At 40.1% G+C, this 14,604-nt stretch carries 18 protein-coding genes; 8 read left to right on the top strand and 10 right to left on the bottom strand.

What is annotated here, in order from left to right:
* Positions 1–104 precede the first annotated feature (104 nt).
* The 4 genes from FTT78_RS01410 to FTT78_RS01395 all read right to left on the bottom strand — a co-directional run bounded on the left by FTT78_RS01410 (position 105) and on the right by FTT78_RS01395 (position 3,337).
* On the bottom strand, positions 105–401 hold the full coding sequence (locus tag FTT78_RS01410) for a DUF3817 domain-containing protein (protein WP_070153801.1): 297 nt from the start codon (positions 399–401) through the stop codon (positions 105–107).
* 337 nt (positions 402–738) lie between these two features.
* Positions 739–1,281 carry a superoxide dismutase family protein gene (sodC, locus tag FTT78_RS01405; RefSeq protein ID WP_180043379.1) on the bottom strand — a complete coding sequence of 181 codons (543 nt, stop codon included), beginning with the start codon at positions 1,279–1,281 and terminating at the stop codon, positions 739–741.
* Between the two features lie 163 nt (positions 1,282–1,444).
* Entirely contained in the window at positions 1,445–2,584 is a 1,140-nt protein-coding gene (locus tag FTT78_RS01400; protein ID WP_180043377.1) for an AI-2E family transporter, read from the bottom strand.
* A gap of 108 nt (positions 2,585–2,692) precedes the next feature.
* Positions 2,693–3,337: a ParA family protein gene (locus FTT78_RS01395; protein ID WP_180043375.1), complete on the bottom strand. Its 645-nt coding sequence runs from the start codon at positions 3,335–3,337 to the stop codon at positions 2,693–2,695.
* 115 nt (positions 3,338–3,452) lie between these two features.
* Here FTT78_RS01395 and FTT78_RS01390 point away from each other — a divergent pair, with 115 nt between their 5' ends.
* Positions 3,453–3,926, top strand: a complete 474-nt coding sequence (locus FTT78_RS01390; protein WP_004974557.1) for a Holliday junction resolvase-like protein — start codon at positions 3,453–3,455, stop codon at positions 3,924–3,926.
* On the opposite strand, the gene FTT78_RS01385 is transcribed toward FTT78_RS01390, so the two are convergent.
* Positions 3,923–4,549 carry a class I SAM-dependent methyltransferase gene (locus FTT78_RS01385; protein ID WP_131260610.1) on the bottom strand — a complete coding sequence of 209 codons (627 nt, stop codon included), beginning with the start codon at positions 4,547–4,549 and terminating at the stop codon, positions 3,923–3,925. The genes FTT78_RS01390 and FTT78_RS01385 overlap by 4 nt on opposite strands.
* Before the next feature lie 171 nt (positions 4,550–4,720).
* Here FTT78_RS01385 and FTT78_RS01380 point away from each other — a divergent pair, with 171 nt between their 5' ends.
* On the top strand, positions 4,721–5,287 hold the full coding sequence (locus tag FTT78_RS01380; RefSeq protein ID WP_180043373.1) for a hypothetical protein: 567 nt from the start codon (positions 4,721–4,723) through the stop codon (positions 5,285–5,287).
* Positions 5,288–5,453: 166 nt separating this feature from the next.
* Here FTT78_RS01380 and FTT78_RS01375 read toward each other — a convergent pair whose 3' ends face one another.
* A complete protein-coding gene (locus FTT78_RS01375; RefSeq protein ID WP_154320287.1) occupies positions 5,454–5,786 on the bottom strand; it encodes a HopJ type III effector protein in 333 nt (110 codons plus the stop codon).
* A 234-nt stretch (positions 5,787–6,020) separates the two neighbouring features.
* On the opposite strand from FTT78_RS01375, the gene crcB reads away from it, so the two are divergent.
* Complete coding sequence (gene crcB / locus FTT78_RS01370) at positions 6,021–6,398, top strand: fluoride efflux transporter CrcB (protein ID WP_131260607.1); 378 nt, start codon at positions 6,021–6,023, stop codon at positions 6,396–6,398.
* A gap of 213 nt (positions 6,399–6,611) precedes the next feature.
* Here crcB and FTT78_RS01365 read toward each other — a convergent pair whose 3' ends face one another.
* The gene (locus tag FTT78_RS01365) at positions 6,612–6,860 is read right to left on the bottom strand and encodes a type B 50S ribosomal protein L31 (RefSeq protein ID WP_004974599.1); all 249 of its coding nucleotides are present in this window, start codon (positions 6,858–6,860) and stop codon (positions 6,612–6,614) included.
* Positions 6,861–7,138: 278 nt separating this feature from the next.
* Between FTT78_RS01365 and FTT78_RS01360 the strand changes: the two genes are divergently transcribed.
* Together FTT78_RS01360 and FTT78_RS01355 are read left to right on the top strand one after the other, a co-directional pair.
* The gene (locus FTT78_RS01360) at positions 7,139–7,420 is read left to right on the top strand and encodes a type II toxin-antitoxin system RelB/DinJ family antitoxin (RefSeq protein ID WP_131260606.1); all 282 of its coding nucleotides are present in this window, start codon (positions 7,139–7,141) and stop codon (positions 7,418–7,420) included.
* Positions 7,420–7,740, top strand: coding sequence for a type II toxin-antitoxin system PemK/MazF family toxin (locus FTT78_RS01355; protein ID WP_131260605.1), 321 nt, complete (start codon positions 7,420–7,422; stop codon positions 7,738–7,740). The genes FTT78_RS01360 and FTT78_RS01355 overlap by 1 nt, the downstream gene beginning before the upstream one ends.
* Positions 7,741–7,898: 158 nt before the next feature.
* On the opposite strand, the gene FTT78_RS01350 is transcribed toward FTT78_RS01355, so the two are convergent.
* From FTT78_RS01350 to FTT78_RS01340, 3 genes are all read right to left on the bottom strand, one after another.
* Entirely contained in the window at positions 7,899–9,197 is a 1,299-nt protein-coding gene (locus FTT78_RS01350; protein WP_004974602.1) for an AarF/ABC1/UbiB kinase family protein, read from the bottom strand.
* A gap of 145 nt (positions 9,198–9,342) precedes the next feature.
* Positions 9,343–10,707: an MATE family efflux transporter gene (locus tag FTT78_RS01345; protein ID WP_278517693.1), complete on the bottom strand. Its 1,365-nt coding sequence runs from the start codon at positions 10,705–10,707 to the stop codon at positions 9,343–9,345.
* A gap of 38 nt (positions 10,708–10,745) precedes the next feature.
* On the bottom strand, positions 10,746–11,207 hold the full coding sequence (locus FTT78_RS01340) for a DMT family transporter (protein ID WP_131260603.1): 462 nt from the start codon (positions 11,205–11,207) through the stop codon (positions 10,746–10,748).
* Between the two features lie 122 nt (positions 11,208–11,329).
* Between FTT78_RS01340 and hemW the strand changes: the two genes are divergently transcribed.
* The 3 genes from hemW to FTT78_RS01325 all read left to right on the top strand — a co-directional run bounded on the left by hemW (position 11,330) and on the right by FTT78_RS01325 (position 14,516).
* Positions 11,330–12,484: a radical SAM family heme chaperone HemW gene (hemW, locus tag FTT78_RS01335; RefSeq protein ID WP_180043371.1), complete on the top strand. Its 1,155-nt coding sequence runs from the start codon at positions 11,330–11,332 to the stop codon at positions 12,482–12,484.
* Between the two features lie 141 nt (positions 12,485–12,625).
* Positions 12,626–13,735: a DNA cytosine methyltransferase gene (locus tag FTT78_RS01330; RefSeq protein ID WP_004974609.1), complete on the top strand. Its 1,110-nt coding sequence runs from the start codon at positions 12,626–12,628 to the stop codon at positions 13,733–13,735.
* Positions 13,719–14,516, top strand: a complete 798-nt coding sequence (locus tag FTT78_RS01325) for an HpaII family restriction endonuclease (RefSeq protein WP_257221870.1) — start codon at positions 13,719–13,721, stop codon at positions 14,514–14,516. Before FTT78_RS01330 ends, FTT78_RS01325 begins: the two co-directional genes overlap by 17 nt.
* Positions 14,517–14,604: the final 88 nt, after the last annotated feature.

Here is a 14,604-nt window from a genome sequence, read left to right as displayed (position 1 = left end):
GCATCATAAAACAAGGTGATGTGGCATCACCTTGCAAACATTTGATTTATAAATTAAATTTCAGAAAATGTGTAATATGATGAAAGCTGAAAAGGACTTGCAGATTAAGCTTGTACTGGTTGTTCCATCTTTTTCAATTTAGCATCAAAAACAAATGGGCCAAAAGGTAAAATTGAAGCAATTAAGCCCAAAATAAACATTTTAAGAGACCATTTTTGTTTTTCACAAACCACAAAAAGCACCACTAAAAATGCGATAAACAATACGCCGTGTCCCATACCTACATATTTCACTAAAATTGGGTTATCGAACATATATTTCATGGGCATAGCAATAAATAACAACAATAAGAATGAAATACCTTCTAGGAACCCAACCAGACGTAATGTTTTAATGTTCATGCCAATCTTTTTAAAGTGGATAAAAATGCAGTGTAGCTGAAATTTAGACATTCGCAAAGATGAGCGGTTGTGATCTCTGCACATTTATAAGTTAGACACGATGTTTGCAAAATTGAGCTGTTTTCTGCTAGTTCGTAGCAAGTTTTTCAAAAATTAGTGAGTGTGGATATGAAACACGACTGATATAAAGCGAGACGAGCTGCATTGAGCTTATTTTTAGAATAATCCACAACAAGATGATTTTACTTTTTTGCGGATAAGTCGAAAGGCATGTGTATAACCCTTAACTTATCCACAATTGATTTTAAATGTTTTATTGAAAATGTATAAAGCGGGTTTAAATGACCCCACAGGCGATTCGCTCACCACCACCGCCCAATGGTTTTGGATGGTCGGCATAGTTATCGCCGCCTGCATGAATCATTAAAGCCAATCCTTCAACTTGTGCCAATGTTAAACGTGGTGCAATCACGGTTACTTTGGCTGTTCCATCGCTTGCAACACTTAAAGCAGGTAAATCACCTAAATGTCCTGTTAGTGGTGTACCATGATGCGGGACATTTTTCGGATTAAAATGACCGCCCGCTGCCAAAGCAGCAACCATTTTTCCATCTTTTTCTGCTGCTGCACATGAACCTTTTTCATGGATATGAAAACCACGTTCACCTGCAGGGAGTTGCTGGAGTTGGGTGTGAATAACTAAGCCTGCTGCACTGTCACGCAGTTCAACCGTACCTAATTCTTTGCCAATACCTTGTGCTGAAACAGCATGCATTTTCACTAATTTTGATTTTTCTTGTGAGGTTGCAGTGGTGCTGCAGCCCATGAGTACGAGACCACTAAAAGCAGCAAGACTGGCAAATTGGAGTATTGAGCGCATAAAAGACATCCTGTTTGTTGTGCATAATATTTAGGGATGTCTTGATTGAAACAAAGTTAGCCACGTTACAATACAACGTTTGCGTAGTGGAATGTATGTACTGTGTTGAGCTGATTTGTTCAGATCAACACAGTCATGTGAGCAATATGATCAGAAAGAAAGCTTAATCAAGCTTTGAATTGGAAGATGAATCGTCTTCGGGTAGGTCGTGGGCAAGTGTGGCTTTCGGCATCATTAAAGCTTCGGGTTGATTATTTTCATGCAACCATTCACGCCAAATGGCCAGTAACACGGCCAAAATAACAGGGCCAATAAACAGACCAATTAAGCCAAAGCTAGCAATACCACCCAGTACACCAAACATAATCAATAAGAATGGAATTTGGGTCGCACCTGAAATCACCAAAGGTCGGATGACGTTATCTGCCGTGCTGACTACACACACGCCCCAAGCCATAACGCCAATGGCTTCCATGGTATGCCCTTGGGTGAATAACCATAAGGATACCGAACCATAAGCCAGCGGTGGGCCAAAGGGAATCAGCGCAAATAAGAAGGTCACAATTGTCAGTACCATTGGGTTAGGTACATCGGCCACAAAATAACTTACACCTGCCAATAAGGCCTGTGCAATTGCCGTAAGACCAACCCCATACACCACGGCACGTGTGGTTTCAGAAATAGTATCTAAATAGTGATGAATACGTGGCCCAATCACCATTTCTAGCGCTTTGCTGACTTGATGCAAGATGGTGTGACCATCGCGGTAGAAAAAGAATAATGACAGCAGGGCAAAACCCAGTTTGATCAGGTTTTTGCTGACTTCATTAATCACCACTTTACCGTAATTCAAATGCCCTTGAATCCATAAGGAAATGGATTGCACAATGCTGTTCGGATCGTGATTAATTTCTTTAAGGGTGCGGGTGACTTCTTTACCAATAATAGGTAAATTGCGAATGAAATCAGGGACATTTAAGTGTCCGGAAAAGACCTGTTTTTGTAATTCGTAATATAAGTTGCGACCTTCATGTTGCAGGATAAAAATGGCAAAAGTGAGTGGAATGCCGACCACCAACGTGACCATCAGCATCATTAAGGCTGCGCTAAGCGTAGGACGATGACTGCATAAACGTAGCACCGACTGATATAGTGGCCAGCTCATATAGGCAATGATTGCTGCCCAAACAACAGGAACAATAAAATATTTGAGTATGTGAAAACCCAAAAAGATCAGGACAAAAAACAGTCCAAACAATAAAATTTTTTGTAATGTTGGCGCGTACTGTTGCACTGAATTCACTGAAACATTCCTAAGGTCATGTGCCATATTAACTGAAAAAAAAGCTCCCGAAAACGAGAGCTTGGTAAGTTCTGGTGAATAAGTTCTAAACGGTGGCGATTCTAGGCTTTAAAACCATTGAGCAGGGTCATCTACAATGGTGTTTAATACAGGTTGCCATTGGTTTTGCATCTGTAAATAAGATTTTTGGGTTTTATCAAAAATACTGAGACCCTGCATGGCCAATTGTCCGTAAGCGGCACGTTCTGAAATCCAAGCCACAGGTTGTTGTTCAATTTTCTGGAAAAAATCCTGAATATCTTTAGAACTGGCAGAGTTTGGTTTAACACGGTTGGCCAGCAATAAAATTTGTACCTTGCCTTTGCGAATCCGCTTAATATCTTGTAAATGCTTTAAAAAGCGACGGGTGGAGTCAATGTCAAAAAATGAAGGCTGTAGAGGTGTGATAATGGCATGTGCTTCGCTAATCAGCTGCTCGGCATGCTCACCCGATAACGCACCAGGTGCATCAATAATTAAATATTCAATGTTTTTGGGTGCATCGCCAATCGACTTTTCATGACGCCAATCTAAACTTTGAATTGGAGCGGCTGTTTCTGGTCGTTGTTTTAACCATTGCAGCGCAGATTTTTGATTGTCGGCATCCGCCAAAGCAACTTTATAGCCTTTTTGTGCAAGCGCAGATGCTAAACTAATAGCCGTAATGGTTTTTCCACAGCCACCTTTTTGGTTGGCAATTAATATAGTTTTCATGACCCTCGAATCGATTTTAATCTGCTCATCCCTAGCATATCATTGTTTTGTGCTCGGAATATGACAGTTGACAAAAGTCGTATCGAGTTCTGCAAAAAAGGTTTAGGAAGGTTTTATGTCAATCTGGATGGCGATGCTGATTGGTGCCTGTATAGGCGTGGTGCTGACCACCTTAATTTTAAGCAATAGCCGCAATGGACGGATTAAAGCCGAGTATGAACAATATATTGCAGAAATTGAACTGTCACATCAGCAGGCATTATTGCAGGCACAAAAGCGCAGTGTAAATACCAGTCGTGCGGTACTGAAAGGCAAAATGGCAGAGCAATTAGCACCGATTATGCCTGAATTTCAGTATTTACCGAGCGATGCCAAATTTTTAGGTGATCCTGTTGATTATATCGTGTTTGATGGCTATACCGATTATCGGGATGGCAATGGGCATGCCGAAGATATTGCAATCGTCCTAATTGATATTAAAAGTGGTGGCGCACGTTTGACCAAAGGTCAGCAAGCAATTGCGCAGGCCATTCAGCAGGGCAGACTGCGTTTTGAAACCATTCGGATTGATTTTGAGGATTGTGATTAAAGAGGTTTATGTACTCGCGCCAATAACATGCGCTGTGCAAGACTGGGGATATCTGCAGCATCAACATATTGGATTTCACCCAACTCAAAACCAGTTTCCAGTAGGGCAATTTCAATGTCACGGTTTAAGTGACAGCCATCTGCAACTTTCTTTTGAATTGGTGTGAGCAGATGTTGTAAACGCTGAACATTCAAATTTTGTCGATTTAAAACGTGTTCTACGAGGTGCAAAGTACCGCCTGGTTGCAAGACGCGATAAATCTCTCGCAGGCTTTGTTCTAGGTCTGGAATACTGCACAAGGTCCACGTGGACACCACATGCTGCAATTGATCATTTACAAAAGGCAGTTGTTCTGCACTTGCGGTAATCTGCTCAACCACGAACGGTGCTGCATCAATTCGTTGCTGCGCCAATTTGAAAACTGCTGCATTGGGTTCTAAGGCATACACGGTATCTACACTTTGATAAAAAGGTAAATTTAAACCTGTGCCAAAGCCAATTTCCAAAACTTCGCCCGATACGCCAAATAAAAGCTCACGTCGTAAATCCATTAAGGATGGAGTTTGCATGACCTGATTCAGCAAGTGCGGGAAAATATGTTTTTGATAAAATTTATAGAGCATGTGCAGATCTGATTATTGATTTTTATACCGACAAGCTTAGCTGAAATTACAGGGTTTTTGCCATGTCAGAATGAGCCAATGACTGCATTTTGTTACCAATTTCAACTATTGTATTCATGATCTGTGATTAAGATAAATATAGATACACGAACTTGATAGGCAGATTTTAAGATGAACACGCATATTTCGCTAAAACTCACGGCATTGTTACTGACTCTGGCTTTGCCATGTTCCGTCTATGCTGCGGTCGAGCGTAATATTGCCAAAGGCTTGCCTCCTGTATTGAAAAGTCAGTCGATTGAAGTGTTGCAACCCTTTAAAGGTGATTTTCGGATTTTGGGTTCAAAAACCTATCAGGATGATGCCCAAGCCAAATTTTCTCCGATTGATTATGCGGTGAGTTGGGGCTTGTTTGCTGAGCCTGAAATTGCCCGTCATATCACAGTCAATCAATATGACCGCTATTTAAACTGGAAAATAGACCGTTTACCTGTGCCTGCTGAACAAGCCATGCAAATGGTATCTAATATGCACATCATTCCTGCCAACCCAAAAATTGCCAAAGACATTCAAAAAGTAAAACGAGGTGATTTGGTACGTTTAAAAGGTGAGTTGGTTGAAGTGAAAGATCACGACTTGGTTTGGACATCCTCTCTTACACCCACCGATACGGGGGATGGTGCTTGTGAAGTATTTCGCGTTAGTTCAATTCAGTGGATTGAAAAAGTCAAAAGCTGAGTGTGATGTTTAGTTTAGAGTTTGAATTGTAGATAGTTGCCGAAACCGCATCTTATACACGGTAAATAGCTTCAGTATTGCTCCACGTGAAACGTACACATCCCTAATAAAAAACCGCATGATTAGGTTTAACTTTCATGCGGTTTTTGCTTGGTTAAAGTTGTTTTTATTTGGCGCTAAGGGCTAGCGTTTCAAACTGAATACCATCCCAACCGTGCTGCATAAACTGGCGGATATTTTGATGATCAATTCCTTCAGGTGTCGCAAGTACCGAAGCATAATGTTCCGCAAATAGGCTGAGGGTTTGCGCCTGATTTAAGCCATTGAGTTTCGCAAATGAAAAGATTTTGGCACTGCCCTGATTTTCAGTGGCCGCATTGTTTTGTTGTCCATTTTTAAATGCGGTTGGGGTGTGGTTATAGTGTGCTTCAATGAATGCAATCACATCGGCAAATGTTGCACTGCCTGCCTCAACTTGAGCCAATAATTCTTTTGCCATGACATCCTCCACATGTGCCTAAATTGAAATAATATGCAGACTAGCGCAATTTGGTTTTGAGTGGAAAACTTTTTCGTGTATTTAACTTATGTGATTTAGGAAGATGTAAAATCTGAGCAAAGATATGGATGCTTCGGGCAAGAATATCTTGAAATACAGAGAGAGATCACATGTGACTAAAAATTATGGCTGTGAGAAATACACGACATAGCCGCAAAAAGGACAGTAGAACAGATGAATTGGCTTTTGGTAGCAATGGGCGGTGCAATTGGCGCAAGTTTACGCTATGCCGCAAGCCTGTATTTATTTAAATCGGCACAGCATTTTCCATGGGCAACGTGGTCGGTCAATCTGTTTGGCTGCTTTTTGGCAGGTGTATTTTTTGCATTGAGTCAGAAATATCCTGTGTTGCAGCAGGAAGCCCGCTTATTACTGATGGTAGGTATTTTAGGTGGCTTTACCACTTTTTCCAGTTTTAGTTTGGAAACTTGGCAACTCTTAAGACATGGACAGCAAGGTATGGCGTTTAGTTATGCGCTTTCCAGTGTGGTTTTGGGAGTGATGTTGCTGGGATTGGGTTTTTATGTGATTCAACAGTTTTTAAAACATTAGATTAGGGTCTGTACCAAATCAATCGTTGAGTAGAAAAATCCATTAGATAAAAATTATAAATAAAAAGAAGCCCAAGCTGGAGGAGAGTGCTTGGGCTTTGAAGATAGAGGATATCCCATCGTTTCGATGAGCAATCTTGCTATGTTTAAAATATAAAACAGAAAACTTAACTGAATATGAAGTGATTGTGAGATTTTGCAATAAAACTCAAGCTTAGCGTTTGAAACGTGCAAAGCGTTTGTTGAAGCTCGCGACACGTCCTTCATTGCTGGTTTGACGTTGTTCACCTGTGTAGAACGGATGCGATGCGCTTGAAATATCCAAAGTCACATAAGGATATACTTTGCCTTCATATTCTTTACTTTGGCTGCTTTGTAAGGTGCTGCCAATCACAAAATAGGCATTGGCGTTGGTGTCGTGAAATAAAACTTCACGATATTCTGGGTGGATATTCGGACGCATGAGATTTCTCCAAACTAAGTGTGTAATTTGTGAAATGTTATAACATAACAATTAATTTGGCAAATAAAACCCACATGCATTCTTTCTAGTGAGTTTTACATCAAAAATTATCCAATCCCTTTTTAAACCTGTTGTATAAGGGCTGTCATTGAGGGAATAGTGTCTGCACAGATTAAATAATTTTTTCTATTGGAAGTGAAAAGGCATCGTAAGAACAAGTTTGACCCATGCCATTTTAAGGCATAAAATGGCATTCAGTGGTATGTATGGAGTAGATGATGACAACATTGGTAAAAAAACGGGTTCAATACACGGTTGATCAGGCAATTATGGAATCGGCAGAATACATTATGACAAAAGTTGGTCTGACGCCTGCCACTGTAATGAGCATGGTTTACGCTGAAATTGCACGAACTGGAAAAATACCTGTCACGACTCAAGTGAGTGACGAGGATTTGAATACAGCAAGATTAATCGCGATGAGCCATAATGTTCCTAGTGTAAAAGTGTCTAACGCTGCGGATACTGCTGCTTTTTTAGAAGATGATGGCGGCTACTAATGACCCAACAACTCTATTGGGCTTATGTTGGCTTTACAGATATTGCCGAGGGTAAGACCAGACCTGTGTTGTATATTCGCCAAACGGACACCGACTATGTTGTATTCCGTTTAAGTAGTCAGTACGAAAATAAGTCTGCTTTTATTAAAAGCAAATATGTGGAAATTAAAAACTGGCAACAGGCTGGTTTAAAAAAGCCATCGTGGATTGATACAGTACAAACATATCAGCTGCCTATCCAAAAAACACAACTCACTTATATTGGACAACTGTCTGCCGATGATCTGGAATGCTTAATCAAACACCTTGAAATTCAATAATTTGAATTTCATCGTTTCAACTTGAATGAATCGGTTTAGATAACAAAAAATCCTCCTACATTTGGGAGGATTTTTTGTCTGGATTATAATTTTAGTTACGGAGCATAAAACAGATTGGGCTTTATTTTCAGCATCCTTTGCTGAGTCCAAAGTTGAGTCTAAGCTCGCGGTGGAACCAACTCCTCAAAAATATCATTTAAATTATCATGTACTTTTAAATGAATTAAATTCCAATAATGCCCTGAAACAGTTCGATTCACCATTAAGGTATCGGGAGAAGGCTTAAACACATCCCAATATTTCAATGAACTTTTGACCAACTCAACGCCATCATGATGGGCAGAATTTTCAGCAAAATCATAATGTGTGGTTAGCGGACGCATCAGCACTTCTAACCATTGCAAATATAAATCTTCAGGGAATTTACCCAATGCAGAAATTGCCTGCAGTGCATCTAGATGCTGTTCAATTTCGGCAATATCTTGCGCACGCGCAGCATGAATCAGTTGTCGAAAATGATGCACTACATCATTCGATAGAGTTTTGACGCCGCCGTAATCATAAATCACCACAGAACCATCTTGGCGGAACGCAAAGTTGCCCGGATGCGGGTCGCAATGAAAGCGTTTTAAATAAAAGATTTCTTGACCCATGGCACGCAATAAACGTCGTCCCAAAGTGTTGCGGGTACGCTGTGACCATGTGCTTGCCGTTTCTATATTTTCACCTTGTTCCAAACTTAAGGTGAGAATATGCCGCGAAGAATAGTCTTTAAACACTTGTGGGATAATAATTTTATCATCCAAAGCCGCGTGAAAGGTACGCGCTACTTCTAGGTTTTGTGCCTCAATCTGGTAGTTCAGCTCATTGTCTAAACTTTCCTGAATTTCCTGAAATAGACGGTCTTGTAATTTACGGTCTATTTTAAGTACACCCATTAAACGCAGTGCCAAACGGACTTGTTTCAGGTCACTTTCGCAGGCTTCATCGACCCCAGGATATTGCACTTTGACCACCACTTGCTCGCCATTGGGTAAAATGGCTTTATGCACTTGCCCAATAGATGCGGCTGCAAACGGAGTTTCATCAAAGTGTTTAAAAATTTTGTCGAGCGGTTTACCGAGTTCTTTTTCAACTTGTGCCTTAATTTCAGCAAAAGGCATGGCAGGTGCTTGGCGCTGTAATTTACTGATGGCTTTGGCAACTTCAGGCGGAAAAATATCTTTATATTGCGAGGCAATTTGCCCGACTTTCATCACCGCACCTTTCATTTCGCCTAAGGTATCAGCAATTTGGATACCAATATCCTGAAACAATTGGCTGCGTGCCGCATTTTTTTGTTCTTCATCTGCGGTGAGGTTTTTAATCGAGTTCGATACCGTTTTGGTTGCAATACTTGCTGTCATGCTCGCAAGTTTCATAAAGCGACGACCAGGTGTACGCGCCGTTTTTGCCATGCGATGTTCCTCAAGATCATCTTTACTATCTTTTGATCATAAGTGTTCGTGAGCAAAATGCCTACTTTTAATTGTTAAAGTATTTTTTGATCACAAGACCCACGTGCCAAAACGTATTTTGGCATGTAGGTGAGTAGGCTGAGGTTTATGCTGTAAATTGGCGTTCCAGTCGTTGATTGTTGAAATATAAACGGGTCAGAAGTAACACACAGGCAATGCTTAAACCGACAATCAGCCCGACCCAAACCCCTGCAGCGCCCATACTGCTGTAACGAGTTAAATACACGCCAATGGGGAAAGCCACAACCCAATAAGCAAGCATGGTAATCCACATTGGGCCCTGAGTGTCTTGCATGCCACGCAAACAACCTGCTGCGCTAATTTGCCATGCATCCATGAGTTGATAGGCAATCGCAAATAATAATAGAGACATCGTCACTTGCGCCACTTGCGGGTCGCGGGTGTAAATTGAAATGATTTCAGGACGGAAAAACCACATCAGCGTCATTGTAGAAAAGGCAAATACAGTTGCAGTTGCAAAGCCTAAGCCTTGTACTTTACGCATGGCGTGAATATTTTGTTCGCCATAATATGTGCCAATACGAATGGTCAGGGCAATTGCCAAAGACATGGGAATCATAAATAACTGAGATGTGACTGACATGGCAATTTGATGGGCTGCCAGTTTGGTTTCTCCCAAAGGACTGATTACAATGGCGGCAGTACTAAAAATACTCACTTCAAAGAAAATGGCTAAACCAATGGGCAGTCCTAACAGCAAAATACGTTTAATCCAGACCGCATCAATCGCTTCCCATTGGCTAAATACCTGCGTGCTTTGATAGGCGCGACTTTTAAAAATATAAAATGCCAAAGTTATAAACATTAACCATTGCAAAATGGCGGTGGCAAAACCGCAACCCGCACTGCCCAGTTCAGGCAGAGGCCCCCAGCCATACATAAACATAAAGTTCAGCGGAACCAATAAAACCAATGCCAACAGACTAATTACAGTCACAGGGCGTGGATAGCCCAGTGCTTCTGAATAACCGCGCAAGGCAGCATACATGGTCACGGCAGGCATCCCAAAACCAATGGCATGTAAAAATAAGCCTGCTTTGGGCTGTAAATTTTCAGGCACACCAAATAATGGCAATAGTGCAGGCATGAGCTGTAAAATCAGCCCTGCAATCACACCTAAAATAAACGCAATCCATAAAGACTGACGGGCGATGGTTGCAATTTTTTCTGGGGTACGCGCGCCTTTAGCCTCGGCGACTAAGGGTGTGGTAGCAATCATAATGCCACTGAACAGTAGCATAATGGGCATCCACAAACCGACCCCAACAGCAATAGCAGCTAAGTCGGTGGCAGACATGTGACCTGCCATAATGGTATCAATCAGACCTAAACCTGCTTGCGCAAATTGTGTGACCAAAATTGGAATCATCAGTTGAAAAAGCTGTTTTAATTCAAAACGGGTCGTGGTCACAGAATGTATATTTGACACAAAAAATCTCAATGCATGAGGTGCTTAGCGTTTGGGTATTAGCGTTGTAAAGTGAGAAGCACACCAATAAAAATCACCACGCTACCTAAAAGACGTTGCCAATTGATACTGACTTTTTCAGTGCCCAAGAACCCAAAATGATCAATCAGCATTGATGTGACCATTTGTCCAAAAATAATCACCCCAGATAAAGTGAGTAAACTTAGTTTTGGAGCACTATAAATACTCATGCTGATGGCATAAACCCCTAGACATCCGCCAATCCATAAATACCATGGGATGTTGAGCAAGGTGCTGAGGTTGGGTTTTTCGACTTGCTGAAAAAATACCAGTATGGCTAAAACTATTGTACCAACCAAAAAAGAGAAAAGGGCAGCTTGTAACGGAGAATATAAATATTCACGCAATTGGCTGTTGATTGCAGTTTGAAAGGCCATTGCAATCCCGATGCCCATCGCCAGTGGCAAAATTAAGAGTAATTGGCTGGATATCTTCATCATTTTCACATTTTTTCTTATTAAACAGATTCTAGTCTAAAGCAAATTCTAGGGAATACATCAGTGTCCTGCTGTAGTCATGTTAAAATCTGTATCACTGTTTTGATTTTGCATTGAGTCTGTCTTTGAATCCACTTCAACCCATTGATATTCCTTTATCTTTATATATTCACATGCCGTGGTGCGTGCGTAAGTGTCCGTATTGTGATTTTAATTCACATGCTGTGCCTGACGGTAAGTTGAGCTTAGATTTACAACAGGAATATCTACAGGCTTTGCTGGAAGATTTTAAAACCCAGACTCAGTTTGCGCAGGGGCGGAAAATTCACAGTGTTTTTATTGGCGGTGGCACACCTTCGCTAATTTCAGCACAGGGGTATCAATGGTTATTTACACAGCTGAAAGCCGTGCTAGCTTTTGAAGATGACTGCGAAATTACGTTGGAAGCTAATCCGGGAACAGTGGAGCATGATCCCTTTGCAGATTATTTGGCTGCAGGCATTAACCGTTTGTCGATTGGCGTGCAGAGTTTTAATACTGAGCATTTAAAAAAATTAGGGCGTATTCATTCTAATGATGATGCGATTGCCGCAATTGGCTTGGCGCGTGAAGCGGGCTTTCAGCGAATTAATGTCGATTTAATGCATGGCTTGCCTGAACAGACTTTGCAGCAAGCACTGCAGGATTTAAAACTGGCAGTGGAACATGGTGCAACGCATATTTCATGGTATCAATTGACTATTGAGCCTAATACTGTTTTTTTCCGCACTCAGCCAATTTTACCTGTAGATGATGTCTTGGAAGAAATTCAAGCGCAGGGTGAAGCCTATTTAACTGCGCAAGGTTTTGTGAATTATGAAGTGTCTGCATGGCGTAAAGAGTTGCCGTCTGCACATAATTTAAATTATTGGCAGTTTGGCGATTATTTGGCGATAGGTGCGGGGGCGCATGGCAAAGTGACTTTGCATGATGGTGTGTATCGCTTCCAAAAAACCCGTTTGCCGAAAGATTACTTAGCCAAAGTACCTGCGGAAAACTTGCAGTTTAAAGCAATTGCAGCCGATGAGTTGCCATTTGAATTTATGATGAATGCACTGCGCCTGAATGATGGGGTTGAGGCAAACTTGTATACTGCCCGCACAGGTTTAAACTTGGATGATTTGCAGGATATTTTAAATACATTGCGTCAGCGGCAATTGTTGCAGGATGATCCGAAGCGATTGGCATGTACTGCGCAAGGGCATGTGTTTTTAAATTCGGTGTTGGAAGCGTTTTTGTGATTTGAGTTCAGCTCAGGCATCTGTCCTAACGCTTATCGAATATTGTGCTAGAGCGACAGCTTGTGTCTTGCACTGCATGCTATTTAAGATAAATTTTGTTATTGTAATGGCTTTGTTATTGTATCGCCTTGAAGGTTTGAGATGAACTCTACTAGTCCAAAAGTTTTAAAGGCTCATGGTGAATTAGTGGTAAACAAAGAGGAAAACCTTTCCCTCTTTGAATCAATCCCTTTTTATCCAGAATACCCAAGTAAATTTAAATTTATTGACCTATTCGCAGGAATTGGTGGATTTCGGCTAGCGTTACAAAATCTTGGTGGCGAGTGCGTATTTTCATCAGAAATAGACCTATATGCCCAAAAAACATATTCCGTCAATTTTGGTGAAACGCCTTATGGTGATATCACTTTAGAGTCTACTAAAAATGCGATACCTGATCATTTCGATATTTTATGTGGAGGCTTCCCTTGTCAGGCTTTTTCAATTGCAGGTAAAAGATCTGGATTTGAAGATACACGCGGTACGCTATTTTTTGACGTTGCGGATATTATAAAACGGAAACAACCTAAAGCTTTCTTTTTAGAAAATGTTAAAGGCTTAATTAGTCATGATAAGGGAAATACACTTAAAACTATTTTAAAAACATTAAGAGATGATTTAGGTTACTACGTTGCTGAGCCTCAAATTATAAATGCTAAAGATTTTGGTGTTCCCCAAAATAGAGAGCGAATTTTTATTGTAGGCTTCCATAAAGATACTGGAATTCAAAATTTCTCTTATCCACAACCATTAAATAAAAAAACCTGTTTTGCCGATATAAAGGAAACTCAGGTTGTACCTACTAAATATTACTTATCTACACAGTATTTAGATACCTTGGAAAAGCATAAAGCTCGACATGAAAATAAAGGAAATGGTTTTGGTTACGCTATTATTCCAGATCACGCAATTGCCAATGCCATAGTTGTAGGTGGAATGGGGAGAGAGCGTAATTTAGTTATAGATCATAGAATTACAGACTTTACTCCAACTACTAGAATTAAAGGAGAGGTAAATCGGAAAGGTATTCGGAAAATGACGCCAAGAGAATGGGCACGGTTGCAGGGGTTTCCAGATCATTTCAAAATCGTGGTTTCAGATGCCTCAGCCTATAAACAATTTGGAAATTCTGTTGCTATTCCAGCGATACAGGCAACTGCAAAAGAAATATTAAAAGCATTGAAGATTGGTGAGTATGATTACAGCAAATAAGGGGGAATGGAGTGAACTCTATGCCATTTTTAAATTACTATGTGATGGGGAGTTAAGTGCGGGTGATGAAAACTTAAATAAAATAAATAATTTAATTTATCCTGTAATTAGAATTTTACGTCAAGAACATCATCATTTATTCACTTATGTACCGCATAAATCAGAGGGTATAGTAGAGATTTTGCGGGGTGAAGATGTTTTTCAGATACCATTACAGGAACTCAGAGATATTACTCAGTTTTTGCTGGCAGAATTACAGAAAAAGCAAACGGCATCATTTACTATTCTAGATGTGGAAAACTTTATATCCAGATACCAATCAAATAAGATTAAAGCAAAATCTAGTGCGAAAAGTGATATTAGAATCGTAATTTATGATGCAAAAATTGGAACAATGCCTGAATTGGGATTTAGCGTAAAGTCAAAATTAGGTAAACCATCCACATTGTTAAATGCAGGAAAGACAACAAATTTTATTTTTGAAATAAAAAATATTTGCCTAACCGAAAAAGAGATTGAAGATTTTAATCAGCTTGCATTGCCACAACCAATTATTAAATCTCGTATAGCACATTTAAAAATGTTGGGAGCCGATATTAAATTTTCCCATTTAAATAATGCTGTATTTGAGAATAATTTAATTTTGTTGGATAGTTTACTACCAAAAATTATGGCAGAAGCTATATTTAAATATTACACATCAACTCTTAATTCAGTTAAAGATATTTTTAATGAAATTTCTTCTCTGTACACGACAAAAATAGATAACTCATTGAAATAATGTCACAATAATTGTTTTCTAACGACGAATACTATGACACATCTCAATGAGTTATATCTTATCTTAAACAAATCTCTAAAATGGAACA

The organism is Acinetobacter sp. YH01011 (genome assembly GCF_013420785.1).
GTDB lineage: Bacteria > Pseudomonadota > Gammaproteobacteria > Pseudomonadales > Moraxellaceae > Acinetobacter > Acinetobacter towneri.
This window is presented reverse-complemented; position numbering and strand designations above follow the sequence as displayed.

Coding starts and splice junctions, on each gene's coding strand:
- FTT78_RS01410 (WP_070153801.1), bottom strand. CDS start 401: ATGAACATTAAAACATTACGTCTGGTTGGGTTCCTAGAAGGTATTTCA.
- sodC (WP_180043379.1), bottom strand. CDS start 1,281: ATGCGCTCAATACTCCAATTTGCCAGTCTTGCTGCTTTTAGTGGTCTC.
- FTT78_RS01395 (WP_180043375.1), bottom strand. CDS start 3,337: ATGAAAACTATATTAATTGCCAACCAAAAAGGTGGCTGTGGAAAAACC.
- FTT78_RS01390 (WP_004974557.1), top strand. CDS start 3,453: ATGTCAATCTGGATGGCGATGCTGATTGGTGCCTGTATAGGCGTGGTG.
- FTT78_RS01385 (WP_131260610.1), bottom strand. CDS start 4,549: ATGCTCTATAAATTTTATCAAAAACATATTTTCCCGCACTTGCTGAAT.
- FTT78_RS01380 (WP_180043373.1), top strand. CDS start 4,721: ATGAACACGCATATTTCGCTAAAACTCACGGCATTGTTACTGACTCTG.
- FTT78_RS01375 (WP_154320287.1), bottom strand. CDS start 5,786: ATGGCAAAAGAATTATTGGCTCAAGTTGAGGCAGGCAGTGCAACATTT.
- crcB (WP_131260607.1), top strand. CDS start 6,021: ATGAATTGGCTTTTGGTAGCAATGGGCGGTGCAATTGGCGCAAGTTTA.
- FTT78_RS01365 (WP_004974599.1), bottom strand. CDS start 6,860: ATGCGTCCGAATATCCACCCAGAATATCGTGAAGTTTTATTTCACGAC.
- FTT78_RS01360 (WP_131260606.1), top strand. CDS start 7,139: ATGACAACATTGGTAAAAAAACGGGTTCAATACACGGTTGATCAGGCA.
- FTT78_RS01355 (WP_131260605.1), top strand. CDS start 7,420: ATGACCCAACAACTCTATTGGGCTTATGTTGGCTTTACAGATATTGCC.
- FTT78_RS01350 (WP_004974602.1), bottom strand. CDS start 9,197: ATGGCAAAAACGGCGCGTACACCTGGTCGTCGCTTTATGAAACTTGCG.
- FTT78_RS01340 (WP_131260603.1), bottom strand. CDS start 11,207: ATGATGAAGATATCCAGCCAATTACTCTTAATTTTGCCACTGGCGATG.
- FTT78_RS01330 (WP_004974609.1), top strand. CDS start 12,626: ATGAACTCTACTAGTCCAAAAGTTTTAAAGGCTCATGGTGAATTAGTG.
- FTT78_RS01325 (WP_257221870.1), top strand. CDS start 13,719: ATGATTACAGCAAATAAGGGGGAATGGAGTGAACTCTATGCCATTTTT.